General features: G+C 72.9%; 11 protein-coding genes and 1 pseudogene. 8 read left to right on the top strand and 4 right to left on the bottom strand.

The features are described from left to right. Positions 1-19: 19 nt before the first annotated feature. Positions 20-1,582, bottom strand: coding sequence for an aldehyde dehydrogenase (locus tag AB0E19_RS31890; protein ID WP_362186215.1), 1,563 nt, complete (start codon positions 1,580-1,582; stop codon positions 20-22). A 286-nt stretch (positions 1,583-1,868) separates the two neighbouring features. Here AB0E19_RS31890 and AB0E19_RS31885 point away from each other — a divergent pair, with 286 nt between their 5' ends. Then, a complete protein-coding gene (locus AB0E19_RS31885; RefSeq protein ID WP_362186212.1) occupies positions 1,869-2,879 on the top strand; it encodes a DUF2156 domain-containing protein in 1,011 nt (336 codons plus the stop codon). Between the two features lie 75 nt (positions 2,880-2,954). Here AB0E19_RS31885 and AB0E19_RS31880 read toward each other — a convergent pair whose 3' ends face one another. From AB0E19_RS31880 to lpdA, 3 genes are all read right to left on the bottom strand, one after another. Then, entirely contained in the window at positions 2,955-3,728 is a 774-nt protein-coding gene (locus AB0E19_RS31880) for an AfsR/SARP family transcriptional regulator (RefSeq protein ID WP_362186209.1), read from the bottom strand. A gap of 148 nt (positions 3,729-3,876) precedes the next feature. Next, positions 3,877-4,422 (bottom strand): FABP family protein, encoded by a 546-nt coding sequence (locus AB0E19_RS31875; protein ID WP_362186206.1) that lies wholly within the window; start codon positions 4,420-4,422, stop codon positions 3,877-3,879. Positions 4,423-4,466: 44 nt separating this feature from the next. Then, positions 4,467-5,873 carry a dihydrolipoyl dehydrogenase gene (gene lpdA / locus AB0E19_RS31870; protein ID WP_362186203.1) on the bottom strand — a complete coding sequence of 469 codons (1,407 nt, stop codon included), beginning with the start codon at positions 5,871-5,873 and terminating at the stop codon, positions 4,467-4,469. A gap of 154 nt (positions 5,874-6,027) precedes the next feature. Here lpdA and AB0E19_RS31865 point away from each other — a divergent pair. The 7 genes and pseudogenes from AB0E19_RS31865 to AB0E19_RS31835 all read left to right on the top strand — a co-directional run. Next, positions 6,028-6,543, top strand: a pseudogene (locus tag AB0E19_RS31865) (FAD-dependent oxidoreductase); the annotation flags it as partial. Between the two features lie 147 nt (positions 6,544-6,690). Beyond that, entirely contained in the window at positions 6,691-7,431 is a 741-nt protein-coding gene (locus tag AB0E19_RS31860; protein ID WP_362186333.1) for a hypothetical protein, read from the top strand. Continuing rightward, on the top strand, positions 7,428-9,032 hold the full coding sequence (locus AB0E19_RS31855; protein ID WP_362186200.1) for an acyltransferase domain-containing protein: 1,605 nt from the start codon (positions 7,428-7,430) through the stop codon (positions 9,030-9,032). Before AB0E19_RS31860 ends, AB0E19_RS31855 begins: the two co-directional genes overlap by 4 nt. Next, on the top strand, positions 9,029-15,355 hold the full coding sequence (locus AB0E19_RS31850) for an SDR family oxidoreductase (protein ID WP_362186197.1): 6,327 nt from the start codon (positions 9,029-9,031) through the stop codon (positions 15,353-15,355). Before AB0E19_RS31855 ends, AB0E19_RS31850 begins: the two co-directional genes overlap by 4 nt. Next, the gene (locus AB0E19_RS31845; RefSeq protein WP_362186194.1) at positions 15,352-17,823 is read left to right on the top strand and encodes a KR domain-containing protein; all 2,472 of its coding nucleotides are present in this window, start codon (positions 15,352-15,354) and stop codon (positions 17,821-17,823) included. Before AB0E19_RS31850 ends, AB0E19_RS31845 begins: the two co-directional genes overlap by 4 nt. Continuing rightward, a complete protein-coding gene (locus AB0E19_RS31840; RefSeq protein WP_362186191.1) occupies positions 17,820-18,233 on the top strand; it encodes an ester cyclase in 414 nt (137 codons plus the stop codon). The genes AB0E19_RS31845 and AB0E19_RS31840 overlap by 4 nt, the downstream gene beginning before the upstream one ends. Further along, on the top strand, positions 18,230-19,081 hold the full coding sequence (locus tag AB0E19_RS31835; RefSeq protein ID WP_362186188.1) for an SDR family oxidoreductase: 852 nt from the start codon (positions 18,230-18,232) through the stop codon (positions 19,079-19,081). Before AB0E19_RS31840 ends, AB0E19_RS31835 begins: the two co-directional genes overlap by 4 nt. Positions 19,082-19,116: the final 35 nt, after the last annotated feature.

Genomic DNA, 19,116 nt, shown 5'->3' with positions numbered 1-19,116 from the left:
CTCCTCGGCAGGGGCCTGGTCAGGGGGTCCTCGTCTCGCGCAGCGTCCGCCAGGCCCCGAAGACCGCGTCGCGTGGACGGGAACCGGTGGAGACGCTCACGCCCTGGAGGTGGGTGGTGCGCAGGATGGGGTAGTTGGCCTCTCCGAAGACTCCTCCGGTCAGGCCGGTGCCGCCGTGGGTGGGCAGGCAGGGCAGGAAGCCGATGTGCGAGTCGTTCACCTTGACGAGTCCGCCGTTGCCGACCCGGGCGAGGAACCGGTCGACGACCTCGGGGTCCTTCGCCCACAGGGAGTTGCGCAGCCCGTAGGCGTTGGAGTTCACGAAGTCGACGAACCGCTCCAGCAGTTCGGCGTCGGGCGCGGGCTCGGCCACGATGACGGGCAGCAGGGGGAAGAACGTCTCGTGGGCGACGGCCTCGATGTCACGGGCGTCCGCCAGACCGCGGACGACGATCACGGTCGGCTCCAGGAAGATCCCGTGGGGGTCACGGCTCTCGTCCAGCTGCATGGCATGCCCGCCGCACGCCAGTTCGGCGCCCTTGGCACGGGCGTCGTCGAGGCACGCGAAGAACTTCTCGTTGCGCAGCACCGGCGTGAGCAGCACGTCCGGCTCACCCGGGTATCCGGGCCGTATGTGGCCCACCTCGCGCACCAGGGCGGCCACCAGCTCGTCGGCGACGTCGGGGTGGACGACGACCTGGTTGGGGATCATGCACAGTTGGCCGGAGCCGTAGAAGCTCTCGGTGAGCGCCTCGGCGGCGAGGTCGATGTCGGCGTCCTTCCAGACGGAGACGACGTCGTTGCCGGCCAGTTCGAGGATGGGCTTCTTGCCCTCGGCCAGGCAGCGCGCTTCGAACTTCGTGCCGTTCTCGCTGGAGCCGAAGTACATGATGTCGTCGACGTCGGGGCTGGACAGCCACGCGGAGAGCATCGGTCCGGGGTCCCCGCACACCACGTTCAGCGTGCCGGGCGGGGCACCGATCTCGTCGAGGGCCGGGGCGACGATCTCCTGCATCACGTACATGACACCGAGGGGACCGCTGCGCGGGGCGCGCACGATCAGCGCGTTGCCGCCCATGACGCTGGTGACCCCGAGCAGCGCGCTGGACAGCGGCGCGTTCTGCGGAGGATTGAGGCAGACGACGCCGTCGGGCACCCGGCGCACCTGGAGCCGCCGTTCCCCGCGGTGGAACTCCTGCAGCATCTGGGAGCGGTAGAAGGACACGGACTCGGGGCCGAAGCACTCCAGCATCCCCGAGACCTGCCATTCGGCGAGCATCCGCGGATGACCCTCCTGCACGAGGATCTCCGCGATCTCCTCGGCCCGCTCGGCGAGTCTGTCGTGCAGGAGCGCGCCGAGGCGCTGGACGCGCACGTCGAGAGGGAAGGCGCCCCAGGCCGGCGCGGCCTCGGCGGCGGCGTCGATGGCGCGCTGGACCGTGGCCCGGTCCGCCTTGGCGACCCGCCCGACGACCACGCCGGGCAGCTCCGCGGCGGTGATCCGTCCTTGTTCCAGCTTGCGCTTGAGCGTCAGGCTGGCGAAGACGTCGTCGAGCAGCGTGCCGGAATCCAGCACGTACACCCAGTCGGTACTTTCCTGCCGCTCACCCCGGACATAGGAATGATAAGTGCGCAGAGCCGTCCCCTTCCCGGACGGATCGGATCGGCTCTGCGGGGCCGGCCGAGACAGCTGCGTACTGCCCACGAAAAAACTCCTCGCGATCGGTGGGGACCGTCAACGCGAGAAATGCTGGCAGAGCCTTCTGAGAGGCCGCTTAGATCTCGCTGATACCGCTGTTTCAGCGCAACTCCGCCGATTTCTGTTACGTTCCGGGCCACTCGCAGAAACAGGAAGAAGGAGTGCGCTCGTGAGTCGCTCGGTGAATCATTCCCCGGCCGGTCAGGGGAGGCTCGAATACGTACTTGAGACCATCGGCGAGTTCGGTGACAATCCCAGCGCCTTCCTCGCCGTGAATGAAGGCAACAGCTATTTCGAAGGCGCCGGAAAGGGCGTCATCGCCTATCGCGAGGCTGGCCGGTACCTGATTCAGTTCGGCGGTGCCTTCGCCCCGGAGGGCCGGCAGCGGGATCTCGTCCGCGAGTTCCGGGCGTACGCCCGCTCGACCCGGCGCCGGATCGTCGGGATCCAGCTCCAGCGGGCCGACGCGGAGCTGTACGCGGCCGAGGGCTTCACGGTGAACCAGGTGGGATCCTCGTACTCCGTGCACCTGCCGGAACACACCTTGCGCGGCTCGCGGTTCGTCAAGCTGCGCAACAAGATCTCCCGGGCCAGGCGCAGCGGGCTCGTGGTCAGGGAAATGGCGTACGCCGAGGTGCGCGAGCGCGTCGCGGAGGTCGACCGGCTGTGGCTGCGTGCCAAGGGCGGCCACACCAAGGAGATCGAATTCCTGGTGGGTCAGATGGGCGGCCCGGTCCAGCACCACCGCAGGCTCTTCGTCGGTCTCATGGAGGAGACGCCGGTCGCCTACATCTCGTATTCACCCGCCCACGGAAGCCGTCCGGGCTGGCTGCACGATCTGAGCCGCCGGCGCCCGGACGTGGTTCCAGGGGTGATGGAGGCCGTCAACGCGACCGCGATCGAGGCGTTCTCCCAGGAGGGCGCCGAATGGCTGCACTTCGGATTCACCCCGTTCACCGGTCTGGACCCGTCCTGCGAGCTTCCCGGTAACAGCGCTCTGACGGGAAAACTCATGCGGCTGCTCGCGGAGAAGGGCGGCGCCGTGTATCCGGCGGCGACCCAGCTCGCGTACAAGGAGAAATGGGCACCGCAGGTGATACTGCCCGAGTATCTGGCGTTCGAGGGGAAGGCGAGCCTGGGGGCGGTCTGGCGGATCCTGCGGGTCACCAAGTCGGTCTGACCCAGCCAGCCAGCCAGCCAGCCAGCCAGCCAGCCGTCCGTGCGGCGGCACCCCCGCGGCCGTCCGGCGCGGCGGTCAGCTCGCCTTGTGCAGCAGGCTCTCCTCCTGGCGCAGGATCTCGGCCAGCGTGTTCCGCAGCCCGGGGCCCGGTTCGAGACCGAGCTCGGCGGACAGGCGGTGGCGGACACGGTGGAAGGTGCTGATCGCCTCGGCCTGCCGGCCCGAGCGGTACAGCGCCAGCATCAGCTGCTCGCACAGCCGCTCCCGCAGCGGATGCCGCGACAGGAGCTGCTCAAGCTCCGGAACGGCCTCGTGATGAGCGCCCAGCGCCAGTCTGGCGTCGATCACGATCTCCCTGGCCAGCAGCCGGGTCTCCTCCAGATGGGCGGCGGCGGTGCGGCAGATCATTCCGTGGCCGGTGTCGAGGAGGGCCGGCCCGCGCCACCCGTCCAGTGCGCGGCCGAGGAGGGAGATGGTCCCGGCGGGATCGGTGACGCTCTTGCGCCCCGCCAGCCGCACATCGGCGACGAACCGTGAGGCGTCCACGTCCTGGGAGGAGAGTGCGAGCAGGTAACCGGATCCGGAGGTCCTGATCACATGACGCATGTCCTCCCTGCCGCTCCGCGTCACCAGTGCTCGCCGCAGCCGGGCGATGTGCCCCTGGAGCGAGTTCACCGCACTGCGCGGTGGCCGCTCCCCCCAGAGTTCGTCGAGCAGGTCGGATGTCGAGACGGTGACTCCGGGCGACAGGGAGAGCGTCGCGACGATGGCCCTGAGCTTCTCGCCGGGGATGTCGATGCGGACTCCCTGACTGCTGACCCGCAACGGCCCCAGGATCTCAATCTGCACTTCATCCCCCGTATCTGGTTGGCGAACGCGCGATCCGGGCGAGCGGTACCCGGGTCGCGCGTACCGCATCGCACCGCACCGCACTACCGGCAGGGCCGGCCCCCGGCGCGCAGGGCGCGCGGGGGGACGGCCCCGCAGGCGATGCCCTTCACTCGTCCGTATCGGATACCCGCCGCAGCTCGGCGACGAGGTGCCGGCTCAGCGGCTGACCCACGGCCGCCAGGTCCTGGGTGTACGAGAGCACGCCGCCCTGGAACGTGTAGCGGCGGCGGGCCGCGGTGACCTCCTTGGCCAGCGGGGTCCGTACGACCTCGTGGGTGGCCAGATCGGCGGAGGAGCCGGACACCCGGCCCGTGTACACCTCGGCGATACCGGTGGGATGGCTGACCAGGGCTTCCAGATAGCCGTCGGGGCCGACGCGCAGCCAGCCGCTCTCCCGGCCGGAGGGGCGCAGGGGCGCCCCCGTGCCGTCGAGCAGCCAGGCGCGCGCCTCGTAGCGGAGGAAAGGCCGGCCGTCGTGCGCGAAGGTGAGCTCCTGCTCGTAGTCGAACTCCTCCTCCAGGGTCGGGTACCGGCCCCTGCCCGGGCCGCGCCACCTGCCGAGCAGCGGCAGCACCGGCGTCAGCCACGGGTGCGCCGCGGGACCGGCCGTCGTCGGCCGCGCCCCGTAGATGTCGGGGTAAGGGTCGTCCACCTCACGCTCTTCCTGTGCCTGTGGTGCCGTCGCGGGTGACCCGCCTAGATGTTGATCATGTGGCCGGCGAGCCCGTGCACCGCTTCCTTGACCGCCTCGCCCAAGGTCGGGTGGGCGTGGACGTTGCGGGCGACCTCGTGGACGGTGAGGTCCCACTGCTGGGCCAGCGTCAGCTCCGGCAGCAGCTCGGTGACCTCGGGTCCGATCATGTGCGCGCCGAGCAGCTCGCCGTGCGCCGCGTCGCTGATCACCTTCACGAACCCGCCCGGCTCGCCGAGGCCGTGCGCCTTGCCGTTCGCGGTGAACGGGAACTTGGCGACCTTCACGTCGAAGCCCGCCTCGCGGGCCTGTGCCTCGGTGTAGCCGAAGCTGGCGATCTGCGGCTGGCAGTAGGTCGCGCGCGGGATCATCCGGAAGTCGACCTCCACGGTCTCCGCTCCGGCGATCGTCTCGGCGGCGATGATGGCCATGGTCTCCGCGGCGTGCGCCAGCATCAGCCGGCCCGTCACATCGCCGATCGCGTACAGATGGGGCACGCTGGTGCGGCCGCGCGCGTCCACGTCGACGGCGCCCCGGTCGGTGAGCCGCACCCCGGCCGTCTCCAGGCCGTAGCCGGTCACCCGCGGCGCGAAGCCGACGGCCTGGAGCACCTTGTCGGCCTCCAGCACCTGCCGCTCGCCGCCCTTGTCGACGGTCACCCGGACCGGCCGCGCCGGGTCGGAGTCGTCGATCGACTCCACCCGGGTCGAGGTCAGGATCTCGATGCCGAGCTTGCGGTACCGCTTGGCGAGTTCCTTCGAGACCTCGGCGTCCTCGGCGGGTACGACACGGTCGGCGAACTCCACCACGGTGACCTCGACGCCGTAGTTGTGGAGGATGTACGCGAACTCGACGCCGATCGCGCCGGCCCCCGCGATGACGATGCTGCCGGGCAGTTCTTCGGTGAGGATCTGCTCCTCGTACGTGACGACTCGGTCGCTCAGCCGGGTGCCGGGCAGCAGCCGGGTGGTGGCGCCCGTGGCGATGACGCAGTGGTCGAACGTGATGGTCCGGCTGCTGCCGTCGGCGTGGGCGATCTGGAGGGTGTGGGCGTCGGTGAAGGTGCCGCGGCCGTCGTACTCCGTGATCCGGTTCTTGCGCATCAGGTAGTGGACGCCGGCCGCCCGCCCGTCGGCCACCTGGCGGCTGCGCTTGAAGGCCGCGCCGAAGTCGAGCGTGATGGGGGACTCCGACCGGATGCCGTAGGTCTCGGCCTGCCGTGTGACGGTGTGCGCCAGCTCGGCATTGCGGAGAAGGGCTTTCGACGGGATGCAGCCCACATTCAGGCAGACACCGCCCCAGTACTTTTCTTCGACCACCGCGGTTGTGAGGCCGAGTTGCGCGGAACGCACCGCGGCGGTGTAGCCGCCAGGCCCGGCGCCGAGAACCACGACATCATAATGCTCGCTCATGTTCCGCATCATTGGTGACTACATGCGTCCCTGGCAATAAACGCCTCTCCACTTTGTCAGGTCACCGGTCATCTGACAAAGTAGACGGCTGACCTTTGGCCATGCCCCGGCATTCCTGATTACAGTCCTGGTCTCCTGGCTATGGGGGAGCGGAATGTATGACGCAATAGTCGTGGGCGCCCGAATTTCCGGGGCGGCCGTGGCGTTTCTTCTGGCCCGACGCGGACACCGGGTGCTTTTGCTCGACCGGGCTACATTTCCGAGCCCGACGGCGTCCGCCACGAACCTGATCCACCCTCCGGGGGTGGCCCGGCTGCGCGAATGGGGCGTGCTGGAGCGGCTCACGGGGACCCGGGTTCCCCGGATCACCCGGTACGGACTGCGGAGTGGCCCGGTATCCCTTGAGGCACCGTTGCCCGAGGTCAACGGCGTCTCCTACGCGCTGTCGCCACCCCGCACGGCACTCGACCTCGCGCTGGTGCAGTGCGCGGCCGACGCCGGCGCCCACGTCCGCGAGGGGGCTTCCGTCCAGGAGCTGCTGCGCGACGCGGACGGAACGGTCGTCGGGGTCCGGGGTGTTTCGAAGACCGCCGGCGCCTTCACCGAAAAGGGTGCGGTGGTTATCGGGGCCGACGGAAAGAACTCCAAGACGGCCCGGTTGGTCGGGGCGCCCTCCTATCGTGCGGAGCCGGTTCTCAGCAAGAGCTACTGGACCTACTGGGAAGGCTTGCCGCAGGAATCATTGGTACGCACCTATCGGGCTTCTGGAATTCACCCCTTCACATGGCCCACACACGATGGCCTCACTATTGTCGGCGTGGCTTGGCCGTCCGCCGCATTCCCGGCCGCGGCCGCCGGAAACGAGATCGACCGACTGGTCGTCGACGCCTTCACCGAGGTCGATCCCGACTTCGCGGCCCGGCTGGCCGGCACGGCGCGGGCCGGCCAGTGGCTCACCGGGGCCGTGCCCAACTTCCTGCGCCGGCCCCACGGCCCGGGCTGGGCCCTGGTCGGTGACGCAGGCGCGACCCGCGACCCGATCACGGCCTCCGGCATCACCCACGCCCTGCTGAGTGCCGAACTCCTCGCCGACGCCGTCCACACCGGCCTGACCGGCGGCGCGCCCCTGCCGCGGACCCTGGCCGCCTACGGGCGGCGTCGCGACGAACTCGTCCGTGACCACTACGACTACACCCGCGACTACGCAAGGATCGCGGCCCACTCGGCCGAGGAACAGGCCCTCATCGAGGCGATGAGCCGCAGTCCGCACCACGCGCGCGCCATGGTCGGGGTCTTCGCGACGGCCGTGCCGCCCGCCGACTTCTACACCCGGGCCGGCTTCCGGGAGCTCTTCGACTACCTGAACGACGCGGCGGGACTGCCACTCGGCATCCGGGCCCTGCGTCTGCTGCTGCACGGCGCCCCCGAAGCGCTGTCCGCCGCCCCCCGGGCACTCGCGGACCGGCTGATCGCCGCCCGACTGGGGCCCATGGGCCGGCTCCTGCTCCGCAGCGCCCGCCCCGACCGCACGCCACGTACGGAAGGAAACCACCGATGAACACCACGGAGAAGGACTTACGCCCCGTACTGCTCTTCCCCGGCCAGGGCGGCTACGACGGCGCCGCACTGCACCGGGCCAGGGCCCGGCACCCCGAGGTCGAGGACGTCTTCGGCAGGATCGACGCCGTCACCGCGGAGCTGTTCGGCAGACGCCTGTCGGACGTCCTCTTCGGTGACGGGCCGGTCGAGCTGCCCCGCCTCCTTGAGCAGGACCCCTGGATGTCCCAGCTCGCCGTCTACGGCTCGGGACTGGCCGCCCACCGGATCCTGACCGGCCGCGGTGTGACCCCCTCGGTCCTCGTCGGCCACAGCCTCGGCGAGATCACCGCGCTCGTCGCGGCCGGGGCGTACAGCGTGGAGGACGGCGCGAGGATCGTGGCACGCCGCACGGGCATCGTCGCGGAGGGAGCCTTCCGCGACGGTGCCATGGCGGCGGTCGCCGCACCCGTGGAGCGCTGCCTGCACCTGCTCGGCCTGCTGGCCGATCCGCGTCTGGCGGTCGCGGCGGAGAACCACGACGGCCAGACGGTGCTGAGCGGCCCGCGTGAGGCCATCGAGCGCGTGCGGGCCGTCGGCGGACCGCTGGGGATCGGCGTCGTCGAACTCGACACCCCGTTCGCCTTCCACAACCCCGCCCTGGCCGAGGCGGGGGCCCGCTTCGGCGAGTTCGTCCGCGGTGTTCCCCGGCACCCGCTGACCGTGCCGGTCCTCTCGCCGATCCACCAGCGCCGCTACGCCCCCGACGAGGACCTCGCCGGGCCGCTGGCCGCCCACTTCACCCAGCCGGTGCGCTTCTCCGCCGCCGTGCGCGACCTGTACGACGCGGGCGAGCGCCTCTTCATCGAGTCCGGGGGGCGGGCGGCGCTCGCCTCCCTGGTCACCAGGGCCCTGGCGGCCGGCGGCGGCGGGGCGCCCGCCGAGGTGACCGTCCTCACCACCCTCACCACCGGCCGCGGCGGAGTCCCCGCTCTCGCCGCCACCCTGCGGACCCTGCACGAGCACGGCCAGGCGGAGGCGGACGTGCTCCCCGAGCTGCGCCGCCGGCTCGCCCCCGCCCTGACCGACGAGGAGTTCGAGACGTTCTGGGCGGCCGAGGGCACCGACGTCGTCACGCTGGTGACCCGTATGGCCAACGCCTTCCGCGGCGGCCCCGGGGCCGGCGGACCCTCCGACGGGCACGACCCCGTCACGGGCACGTCCTCCGGCACCGCGCCCGCCCCCTCGGAGCCCGCCCGCCCGGCCCCCTCCGGCGAGGCGGCACCCGCCCCGGAGCCGCTCGCCGCCCCGGCGGACGACACGGCCGCGCCGTCCACCACCGCCCCGCCCCCGCGGTCCGAACTCCTCCGGACCGTACGGACCCTGTACGCGGAGGCGCTCGAATACCCCGAGGACGTGTTCACCCCGGACGCCCTGCTGGAGGCGGAACTCGGCGTGGACTCCGTCAAACAGGTGGAGCTGCTGGCCCGCGCCTCCAAGCTGTTCGGTCTGCCCGCACGCGACTCGGGCTTCCGTCTCTCCGACTACGACTGCCTCGACAGGATCGTCGACCTGCTGCACGAGGAGCTGTCCCGCCACAGCGTCGAAGGTGCCGCGGTATGACCGGGCACCAGGACCTGACCGGCCGGATCGCCCTGGTGACCGGCGGGGCGAAGAACATCGGCAGGGCGATCGCCACCGTGCTCGCCGAGCGGGGCGCCCACGTCCTCATCAACTACTTCCACTCCCACGAACAGGCCAAGCGGACCCAGGAGGAACTGCGCGAACGAGGCGCCCGGGTGGATCTGCTGCGCGCGTCCGTAGCACGGCCCGAGCAGGTGGACCGGATGTTCGAGGAGATCGACCGCAGGTACGGCTCGCTCGACATCCTCGTCAACAACGCCGCGAACGGCGCGCTCGTCCCCCTGGACGAACTCACCGACGAGCACCTCGACAAGGCGCTGGACACCAACCTCAAGGGCGGCCTGCGCTGCGCGCGCGCCGCGGCACCCCTCATGGAACGGGCGGGCGGCGGCTCCATCGTCAACCTGTCCGCGCTCGGCAGCTCCCGGCTGGTGATGGCGAACTACCTGGCCTGCGCCCCCGCGAAGGCGGCCGTCGAGGCCGTCACCCGCCATCTCGCGGTCGAATACGCCCCGAAGAACATCCGGGTCAACACGGCCTCCGCCGCCATGCTCACCAGCGAGGTCGCCGACGCCTTCCCCGACGCCGAGGCCATGCGGAACGCGATCGTCTCGGCGACACCGCTGGGACGCCTCGGCACCCCGGAGGAGTTCGCGGAGGTCGTGGCCTTCCTTGCCTCCGACCGGGCGGCCTGGATCACCGGCCAGACCATCCTCGCCGACGGAGGCCTGAGTCTGGGTGCCCCGCTGCTGTCGCCGCCGCGCCCCCGCACGGACCCCGCCCCCGCGGCGCCGGTACCGGCGGGAGGCGTCGACGCCCCGCCCGAGCGCACCGGCGCACGACTCCCGGAGGACGTGCCGAACCCGCCGGAGGCCGGCACGGAGGACACCGCAGGCACCACCGGCACCGCAGGCACCGCAGGCACCGCAGGCACCACCGGCACCGCAGGCACCGTCGACACCGACGAGATCGACGAAATCGACGACACCGAGGACATCGCCGTCGTCGGCATGGGACTCGCCGTGGCCGGAGCCAGTACTCCCGAGGAGTTCTGGCAGCTGCGCACGACCGGGCGCGAACTCTTCACCGAGGTGCCCGAGGACCGCTGGGAGCGTTCCGGCTTCTCCTCGCCCGACCGCGCCGACGAGGACAAGTCGTACCAGGACACCTGTGTCTTCATCACCGACTTCGCGCCCGAGCCCGGTGCGCTGGAGGGCCTGTCCGCGGACCCGGGCGACACCGAACTGACCACCCTGTGGCTGCGCCACTCGCTGGTCCAGGCGCTCGACGGGGTCCGGCGGACACCCTCCGACCGGTTCTCCTTCCACGTCGGCTACACCGCCGACGGCAGCCAGCACCTGGAGGAGGCCGGCGTGCTCGCCACGGCCTCCCGTCTCGCCGCCCGGGCGGTGGGGGAGCTCAAGGTCTCCGAGCCCGAGCGGCTGCTCGCCGGGATGGACCGGGTGCTCTCCGCGCGCTACCACCGGGGCGCCGCCCCCGCCCCGCGCTTCCTGCCCCACCAGGTCGGCCGGGAGGCCATGGCGGGCGTGCTGCCGGACGGCACCGAGGTGCAGATGGTGGACACCGCCTGTTCCTCCTCCCTGTACGCCATCGACATCGGCATCAAGGGGCTGCTCTCGGGCCGGCAGGACATCGCGGTGTGCGGTGGCGCGTTCGGGCTCGCCCCCCGAGGCACCGTCCTGTTCTCCAAGCTGAAGGGGCTGTCCGAGCAGGGCAGGGTGCGCGCGCTGGACGCCGGGGCGGACGGCGTGATCTTCGCCGACGGCGCCGGCGTCGTCGTCCTGAAGCGGCTGAGCCGGGCCAGGGCCGACGGCGACCGGGTGCTCGGCGTGCTCAAGGCCTTCGGCTCGTCCTCCGACGGCAAGGGCAAGGCGATCTACGCCCCGAGTTCCCAGGGGCAGAGCCTGGCCGTGGAGCGCGCGCTGAAGGCGGGCGGCCTCACCGGAGACGCCGTCGACTGGGTCAACGCGCACGCCACCGGCACCCCCGCCGGCGACCTCGCGGAGTTCTCCACGCTGCGCCGGCACTACGGCGTCGGGCGTACCACGAGCGTCACCTCCAGCAAGTCGCTGATCGGGCACACCGGATGGGCGGCCGGCGTGGTGTCCCTGATCGAGTCCGTGCTGGCGCTGCAGCACGAGACGATCCCGGGCCAGTACCGCTTCGACCGGGCGCCCGAGGCGTTCGAACTCGGCACGACCGGGCTGGAGATCTCCGCCGAGCGGCGTTCCTGGCCCGCCGTTCCGGGCCGCTGCCGCACCGCGGCGATCTCCGGGTTCGGTTTCGGCGGCACCAACGCCCACCTGATCGTGGCCGAACCCGGCACGGACCGGGACCCGGCGCATGAGCGAGCGGAGGCGGCGGCCACGACGGAGGAGGCAGAGGTGCGGCCGAGGACCGAGACGGAGTCACCGGCCCAGGCGCCGGCGGAACCCGGGAACGACCGGTCGGCCGGAGCCGGCGCGGCGGGGGCGACCGCAGCGGGCGCGGCAACGGCAAGCGTCACCACGCCGGCCGGCGACCCCGCCCCCCGCCCGCAGGCTCCCGGTCGCCGGGCCGCCGCGGAGCGGATCGCGGTGGTCGGCTGGTCCGCCAAGCTGCCCGGCGCGGACACGGCCGAGGACGTCGGGGCGTGGCTCACCGGCGCGCGTGACCTGCCGTCCGGATTCGGCGACACCTATCCCGCCCCGCCGTTCCAGCAGGTGCGGATGCCGCCCGCGACGGTACGGACCATCGACCGCTGCCAGCTGATGATCCTCCAGTGCGCGCACGCCCTGCGCGACCAGCTGCCCGAGTTCTGGCAGGAGCACGCCGCGCGCACCGGAGTGGTGATCGGGCACATGGGCCCGACCCGGGCCGCGATGCTCTACGCCGCCCGCTGCTACCTCGACGACATCGAGCGGGCCCTGCGCGCCGACCCGGGGGTCGCCGCCGAGCCCGGCCTCACCGCCGTCCTGGGACGGCTGCGCGAGCAGGTCCGCGCGCTCGTGCCGCCCTCCACGGAGGACTCCTTCCCCGGCATGATGCCCAACGTCATCTCCGCGCGGGTCGCCAACTACTTCGACCTGCACGGCCCCAACATCACCGTCGACGCGGGCCTGGCCTCCGCCCTGTCCGCGTTCGCCACCGCGGCCCGGTACCTGCGCGGCGGGGAGCTCGACTTCGTCCTCGCCGGCGGGATCAACGGCAACAGCCTGCCCGAGTACCGGCGTCTGCTCACCGAGGTGTTCGGCCCGACGCCCCCCGAACTCGCCGAGGGCGCCTTCCTGTTCGGCCTGACAACGGAGAGCAGGGCGCGCCGGGCCGGACTCACGGTCCTCGGTTACGTCGACGAGACGCCTCCGGCCGGGGGGCGGCCGGGCGGCGCCGACAGGGTGGTCGACTGCGGCCCCGACGGCGACTACAGCCGCTACCTCGGCGCCGCGGGCGGTGCGGAGATCCTGCGCGCACTGGGCCTGGCCGGCACCACCACCGAACTGCGCTGCCATGAACCGGGCAGCGGTGCCACCGACGGCCTGCTGGTCAGCGGAGCCGGCACCCCGGCCCCGGAGCGGCCGGAGGACGGCGACCTGGTGCGCCGGTACGTTCCCGCACTGCGTGCCGAGCCGGGGGAGCCGGACGGCCCTCCGCCGGCGGCCGTACCCGACGGAGCGGTGCTCCTCACCGACGTGCCCGAGGCCGTCCGGCGGTTCGCCGGCGCGGCCACCGGCATCACCGTGCTGAGCACGCGCGCCTTCGAGGGCGAGCAGGCCGGGTGGCGGCACGTCGAGCCCACACCGGAGTCGGTGCGCGCGGCCCTGGCCGGCGTCGGCGGGCCCGTGCGCCACCTCCTGGTCGTCACCGACCTGACCACGACGGCACCCCCGGCGACCGCCCTCACGAGCGACGCCTCGCCCGTGACCGCCCTGCACGACCTGGCGTTCCTGGCGCTGAAGGAACGCGGGGAGGAACTCGACACCCCGGCGGCCTCGGTGGTGTTCGCCCTGCTCGGCGCCGCACCCGGCGGGGTGACCCACCCCTTCGCCGGACTCTTCACCGGCCTCGCGAAATGCGTGGCCCTGGAGCTGGAGCGCGCCGATTGCTTCGCCCTGGTGGCCGCCACCCGGGACCCCGGACAGGGCGCCGGACTCGTCGCCCGTGAGCGGGTCACCCGCCGGGTCTTCCCCGTCGTGCACCATGACGGCGACCGTCGCCTGGTCCCCGCGCTCGACGTACGGCGACCGGACGACCCGGCCGGCCCCGGCCCGGCCCGGGCACCGGACGGAACGCACCCCGCGCACCCCGGCCAGGCCGGTCCCGGCCCGGCGGTGGCCGCCGCGGACGCCCGCCGCCCCGGCACCCCGCCCCCGGCCGGCGAGGCGGACACCACAGGCCCGCCCGGTACCGCGGCCACGACCGCGCTCGGCCACGACCCCGTGGTCGTCGCCCTCGGCGGGGCCCGCGGCATCACCGCCGAACTCCTCGTCGCGCTGACCGCACGCCACGGCGGCCACATCCATCTCCTCGGCAGCAACCCGCTGGACGACTATCCCGCCGACGTGTTCGCGGGCACCGACGAGGAGTTCGCGGCGGGACGCGCCGCCTACATCTCCGCACAGCTCAAGGCGGGCGGCGGCACCGTCGCCGCGATCAGCCGCCGCTACGACCGGATGGCCGACGCCCGCGCGGCCCGCCGCAACCTCACCCGGATCGCCGGCGGCGCGGCCGGTGTCACCTACCACACCTGTGACGCCCGCGACGAGGGATCGGTGCGCGCCGCCATCGACGCGGTCACCGCCGAGCACGGGCGCGTCGACCTGGTGATCAACGCGCCCGGCCTCAACCGGTCCGCGCTGATACGCGACAAGGACTTCGACGAGTTCCGCCGCATCCGTGACCTCAAGGTCGAAGCCCACCGCAACCTGCACCGCGCGCTGTCCGGACGCCCGCCACGGCTGTGGTGCGACTTCGGATCCCTGCTCGGCTACTTCGGGCAGCGCGGCGAGGCGGACTACGCGTCCGGAAACGACTACCTGGCCACGGCCGCCGGCTACGCGGCGGCCACCACCGGCACCGAGGAGTTCGTGATCGGCTGGACGCTCTGGGACGAAGTGGGCATGGGCGCCGGCGAGTTGACCCGGGAGTACTTCCGGAAGGCCGGCTCGTACAGCCACATGCCGGTCGCCGAGGGCATCCGGCACTTCCTCGCCGAGCTGTCCGCCGCCCCGCGCGCGCCCCTGACCGTCCACCTCGGCGACGCCGAACGGGTCACCGTGGAGCGGTTCCACCCCGGCTTCCTCGACCGGCCGCCCGCGCCCGCTCCGGCCGACGGCCGCGGCCGGTTCTACCTGCGACGGGCCCTCGACACACCGCCGGGGGAGGAGGGGACCACGGCCCGCTTCGAGTGCCGCTTCGACCTGGCCACCGACGCCTACCTCGACCACCACCTGGTCCGCGGCGTCCCCACGCTCCCGGGCACCTTCGTCACCGAGATCGCGGCGGAGGCCGCCCTCGCGCTGGTGCCCGGCGGGTCCGTGGCCGCCTTCGAGGACGTACGCTTCCTGCACTTCCTGCAGGTCCGCCCCGGCGTACCACAGCGGCCGAAGCGGATCACCGCGCGCGTCGTCGAGCGGGCCGGGGACCTGACGACCGTCGCCGTGGACATCACCCACGACGTGGTCTCCCCGTCCGGGGTGCTCCTGGTGGCCGACCGGCCGCACTTCACGACCCGCGTCCTGGTCAGCAGCCGCTTCCCCGACGCCCCCAAGTGGGCCGGCTGGGACCGGGAGGCGGAGGTGCCCGTCACCGACCCCTACCACGCGCAGAGCGCGCCCGTGCTGCTCACCGGACCCTTCAGGGTCACCGGCGACACCGTCCGGCACCCGGAGGGCGCCCGGTCCGTGTTCCGGGCGCGGCTCTCCGACGACCGGCCCTGGCCGCCGTTCCTGATGCCGACCCTGCTGCTCGACGCGATGGCCCGCACCGGCGTGCTCGACCCCGTCGACGGCCTCGTCCCGGTGGCCGCGCCCCTGTCCATCCGGCGAATCGACCTCTACCAGCAGGCCGACGACAGGGAGCTGACCGAGGCGCACGGCCACCTGGACCTGTACGTGACCAACCCCGGCTTCCGCGCCACCGGCGCGGACGAGACGCCCGAGAACCGCTTCGTGGCCGTCGCACCGGGCGGGCACGTCGTGGCGCAGATGAAGGGCCTGGACGCCGTGGTGATCGGCCTCCTGGACCCGGTGACCGGAGTGGTGCACGAGCCAGGCACGCTCCCGGCCGGAGGGGGTACGCGATGAGCCTGTCGACCGACGCGCCGCCGACCACCCGGCCGGACACGTCCGACCCGGACCGGGACGGCACGACCCATCCGGTGCGGCGGATGCTGTGGCACCTGACGCCCGCCGCACCCCAACCCGCCGCCCGGCCGCTCGCGGGCCGCCGCGTCGCCGTCATCGGCGGCACCGCCGGCGACGCCGAACGGGTGCGGGCGGCGCTGCGCGGGCACGGCGCCGACGTCGAGGACGGCACCCGGACACCGCCCCACCCGGACCTGGTCCCCGACACCATCGTGGACCTCACGCTCGCCGAACCCTACGCACCCGGCACCCCGGGCCAGTGGCACCGGGCGCTGCTGCGCACCTTCGCCCTGCTGCGCCGCTGCCACCGGCGGTGGAGCGAGGAGGAGACGGCCGGACGGCTGTGCTACCTGGCCGTCACCTACCTCGGCGGCGGCATGGGGCACCATCCGGACGACGACCTGGCCCAGCCGCTCGGCGGGCTGTGGGCCGGGCTCGCCAAGACGCTGCACCGCGAGTTCCCCGCCTGCGCCGCCCGCGTGCTGGACATCGGGCTCGACGACACCGGCCGGCTCCCCGACCTGGTGGCCGCCGAACTCGCCACGTCGGGGCTGATCGAGATAGGCCACCGCGACGGGCGGCGCTGGACGCTCACCCCGTACGCCGCCGAACCCGGCCCCCCGGACGTGCGCTGGAGCAGCGGCGACACCGTACTGATCAGCGGCGGCGGCCGGGGCATCGGCATGGCCCTGGCCCGGCGGATCGCGCGGGAGTCGGGCGCCCGCGTCGTCGTCACCGGACGCGCCGCGCTGCCGCCCGAGGAGACCTGGCCCGAGCTCACGCCCGAAGCCCTCGACGCGCGCCGCACCGCGCTGTGGGCCCGGCGCGGCGACGGCACGGCCGTCGCCGAGATCCGCGCCGGCATCGCCCGCGCGGAGCAGACCTGGGACGTCGTGGCGAACCTCGGGGACGCGCGCGCCCAGGGACTCCGCGTCGAGTACCGCCGCTGCGACTTCACCGACCCCGACCAGGTGCGGCGGCTCGTCGCCGGCCTGCCGGGGCTGACCGGAGTGGTGCACAACGCGGGTGTGGACCGGCCCACCAGGCTGCCCGGCAAGTCCGACGCCGACATCGCCGCCGTGGTCGCCACCAAGGTCGACGCGTTCGGCCACCTCTTCGAGGCGGTACGCGACCGGGACCTGAAGGTGTTCTGCACGGTGGGCTCCCTGACCGGGCGGCTCGGCGGCATGGTCGGCCAGTTCGACTACGCCGCCGCCAACGAGTGCCTGGCACGCCTCGGCCGCTGGGCCCAGCGGCAGGCGCGCTTTCCGGTGATGACCCTCGCCTGGCCGACCTGGGCCCGCCTCGGACTGATCGCCAACTTCCGGGCGAGCCTGCGCTACATGGCCGCCATGGACGTCACCGAGGGACTCGGGCACTGGCGTGCCGAACTGCTCGCCGGAACCAGCGGGGAGGTCTCGTTCGTGGGGCCGGTCGGTCCCTCGCTCGGCCTCACCCAGGCCGTGGGCCACCCGCTGACCCCGGCGCTGCCCGGATTCACCGCCACCTGGCCCAAGATCTTCCATCTCGGGACGCCCGAACGGTACCGGCCGCACCGGCGCCTGGTGTCCCGGCTGGAGTTCGACCCGGCCACCACCTGCGCCCTCGGGGACTTCACCGTGGACGGAGACCCGGCCCTGCCCGTCGGGCTGCTCCTGGAGAGCGCGGTACGCGGCGCCGAATGGGTCGCCCCGGAACAGCCGGGACCCCGCCGGCTGGCCGCGATCGAGGACGTGTCGGTGCCCTGGAGCCTGCTGGTCCGCGGCGCGGACGGGACCGTCCGGCTGCGCCGGGACGTGCGCGGCAGGGAACACGAGGGGCGGTGGACCGTCGACGTCACCTTCCGCGCCGTGACCGCCCCGGTGGACGGGCCGATGGACGAGGCGGTGGACGGGCCGCTGGACGGGCCGGTGGCCCGGATGCGGCTGGTGTACGCGGAAGGCGACGCCGCCCCCGCGGACCCGGCACGACCGGCCGCCGCCCCGCCCGGACGCGAAGGCACCCTCTTCACGAGCGACCCCGTCCTGAACTGGCGCGGCCTCGCCATCCCCGTGGCCACCTGGCACGCGCGGGAGCCGGGACGGCTCGTCGCCGATGTGCCCGGCTGCCATCCGGCCGATCTGTGGGCGGTGCCCCGCCCACCCGCGTGCGCGGTGCCCGTCGCCGAGATCGAGAACGTCGTCCGCGCCGTGAGCACCCGCCTTCGCGGCCTGGCCACCACCCCCGACCCGCTCACCCTGACCCGCGTGGTCCTGCACGGGCGCCCGCCCGAGCGGACCCGCGTCAGCGCCGACACCGCGCTCGGCGTCTGGCGGATCACCGACGCCCGCACCGGCGCCCCGGTGGCCGTCATCCACCGTCCCGCCCACCCCACCGGCCACTCGCCGGACCGAGGAGAACCATCATGACCAGCAACCGCCGCCGCCTCCTGGAGCACTACTACGAGGCCTGCCTGAACAAGGGCGAACTCGACGCCGTCTACGAGAAGGCCGTACCCGGACACATCAGCCACGGCACCGTCGCCGAGGGGTTCGAAGGAGTGGAGCACCTGCGTGAATGGGTCCGCATCCAGCGGGCCTCCTTCCCCGACCTGCACGTCACCGTGGACGAGTGGATCGAGGAGGGCGACAAGATCGTCCAGCGCTTCACGGCCCGCGGCACCCACACCGGCGAGGACTACCACGGCATCCCCGCGTCCGGCCGCCCCTTCGAGATCTGGGGCATCGTCATCGACCACTTCGAGAACGACAAGATCGTCGAGAGCTGGTTCTCGATGGACGGCATGGAACTCGCCCGACAGCTCGGAGTCTTCGGATGACACCGGACGTCGTCCTCATCACCGGCTGCTCCTCGGGGATCGGCCGGGCCACCGCACTGCGCCTGCACCGGGCCGGCCTGACGGTCGTCGCCACCGCCCGCGAGCCGGCCGCCCTCGCGGACCTGGCCGCCCTCGGGATGACCACCCTCCCCCTGGACGTCACCGACCCCGACTCCGCCCGGGCGGCGGTCCGGGACGCCACCGAACGGCACGGCCGCGTCGACGTCCTGGTCAACAACGCGGGTTACGGCCTGTCCGGAACCTTCGAGGAGACCGGCCTCGCACACGTCCGCGACCAGTTCGAGACCAACGTGTTCGGCCTGGTGCGGCTCACCCAGCTCGTCCTCCCCGGAATGCGGGAACGCGGCCGGGGCACCGTCGTCAACGTCTCGTCCATCTTCGGCCGCTACGCGGTCCCGGGCAGCGGCTTCTACGCCGCCGCCAAACACGCGGTCGAGGCGCTCAGCGACGCCCTGCGCCTGGAGACCGCCGGGTTCGGCATCCGGGTGAGCGTGGTCGAGCCCGGCCCGGTACGCACCGCCTGGGGCCGCACTTTCCTGGACCACCTGCCCGCCGGCCGCCCCGACTCCCCGTACGAGCGCTTCCACGCCCGCACAGCCGCCTACTACCAGGCCATCTACGAGCGCACCGAACGCACCCTCGCCGGAACGTTCGCCATCGAGGCCGATCAGGTGGCCGCCACCGTGCACAAGGCGGTCCGCGCCCGCCGGCCACGCGCCCGCTACCCCGTCGGCTTCCTCGCCGCCGGCACCCTGGCGCTGCGCCGCGCCGTGCCCGACTCCGTCTTCGACCACGCCTTCATCCGCAGGCAGTTCCCGGTGCCGTGAACCGCCCGCCCACCCCACCCGGCGCCGTGAACCGC

The organism is Streptomyces sp. NPDC047974, assembly GCF_040653375.1.
Lineage (GTDB): Bacteria > Actinomycetota > Actinomycetes > Streptomycetales > Streptomycetaceae > Streptomyces.
The sequence above is the reverse complement of the archived record's forward strand: the minus strand, read 5'-3'. Positions and strand labels throughout refer to the sequence as shown.

Bases quoted from the DNA above. Each gene is read 5' to 3' on its own strand.
- AB0E19_RS31850 (WP_362186197.1), top strand. From the start codon at position 9,029: ATGACCGGGCACCAGGACCTGACCGGCCGGATCGCCCTGGTGACCGGC.
- AB0E19_RS31835 (WP_362186188.1), top strand. From the start codon at position 18,230: ATGACACCGGACGTCGTCCTCATCACCGGCTGCTCCTCGGGGATCGGC.
- AB0E19_RS31855 (WP_362186200.1), top strand. From the start codon at position 7,428: ATGAACACCACGGAGAAGGACTTACGCCCCGTACTGCTCTTCCCCGGC.
- lpdA (WP_362186203.1), bottom strand. From the start codon at position 5,873: ATGAGCGAGCATTATGATGTCGTGGTTCTCGGCGCCGGGCCTGGCGGC.
- AB0E19_RS31845 (WP_362186194.1), top strand. From the start codon at position 15,352: ATGAGCCTGTCGACCGACGCGCCGCCGACCACCCGGCCGGACACGTCC.
- AB0E19_RS31840 (WP_362186191.1), top strand. From the start codon at position 17,820: ATGACCAGCAACCGCCGCCGCCTCCTGGAGCACTACTACGAGGCCTGC.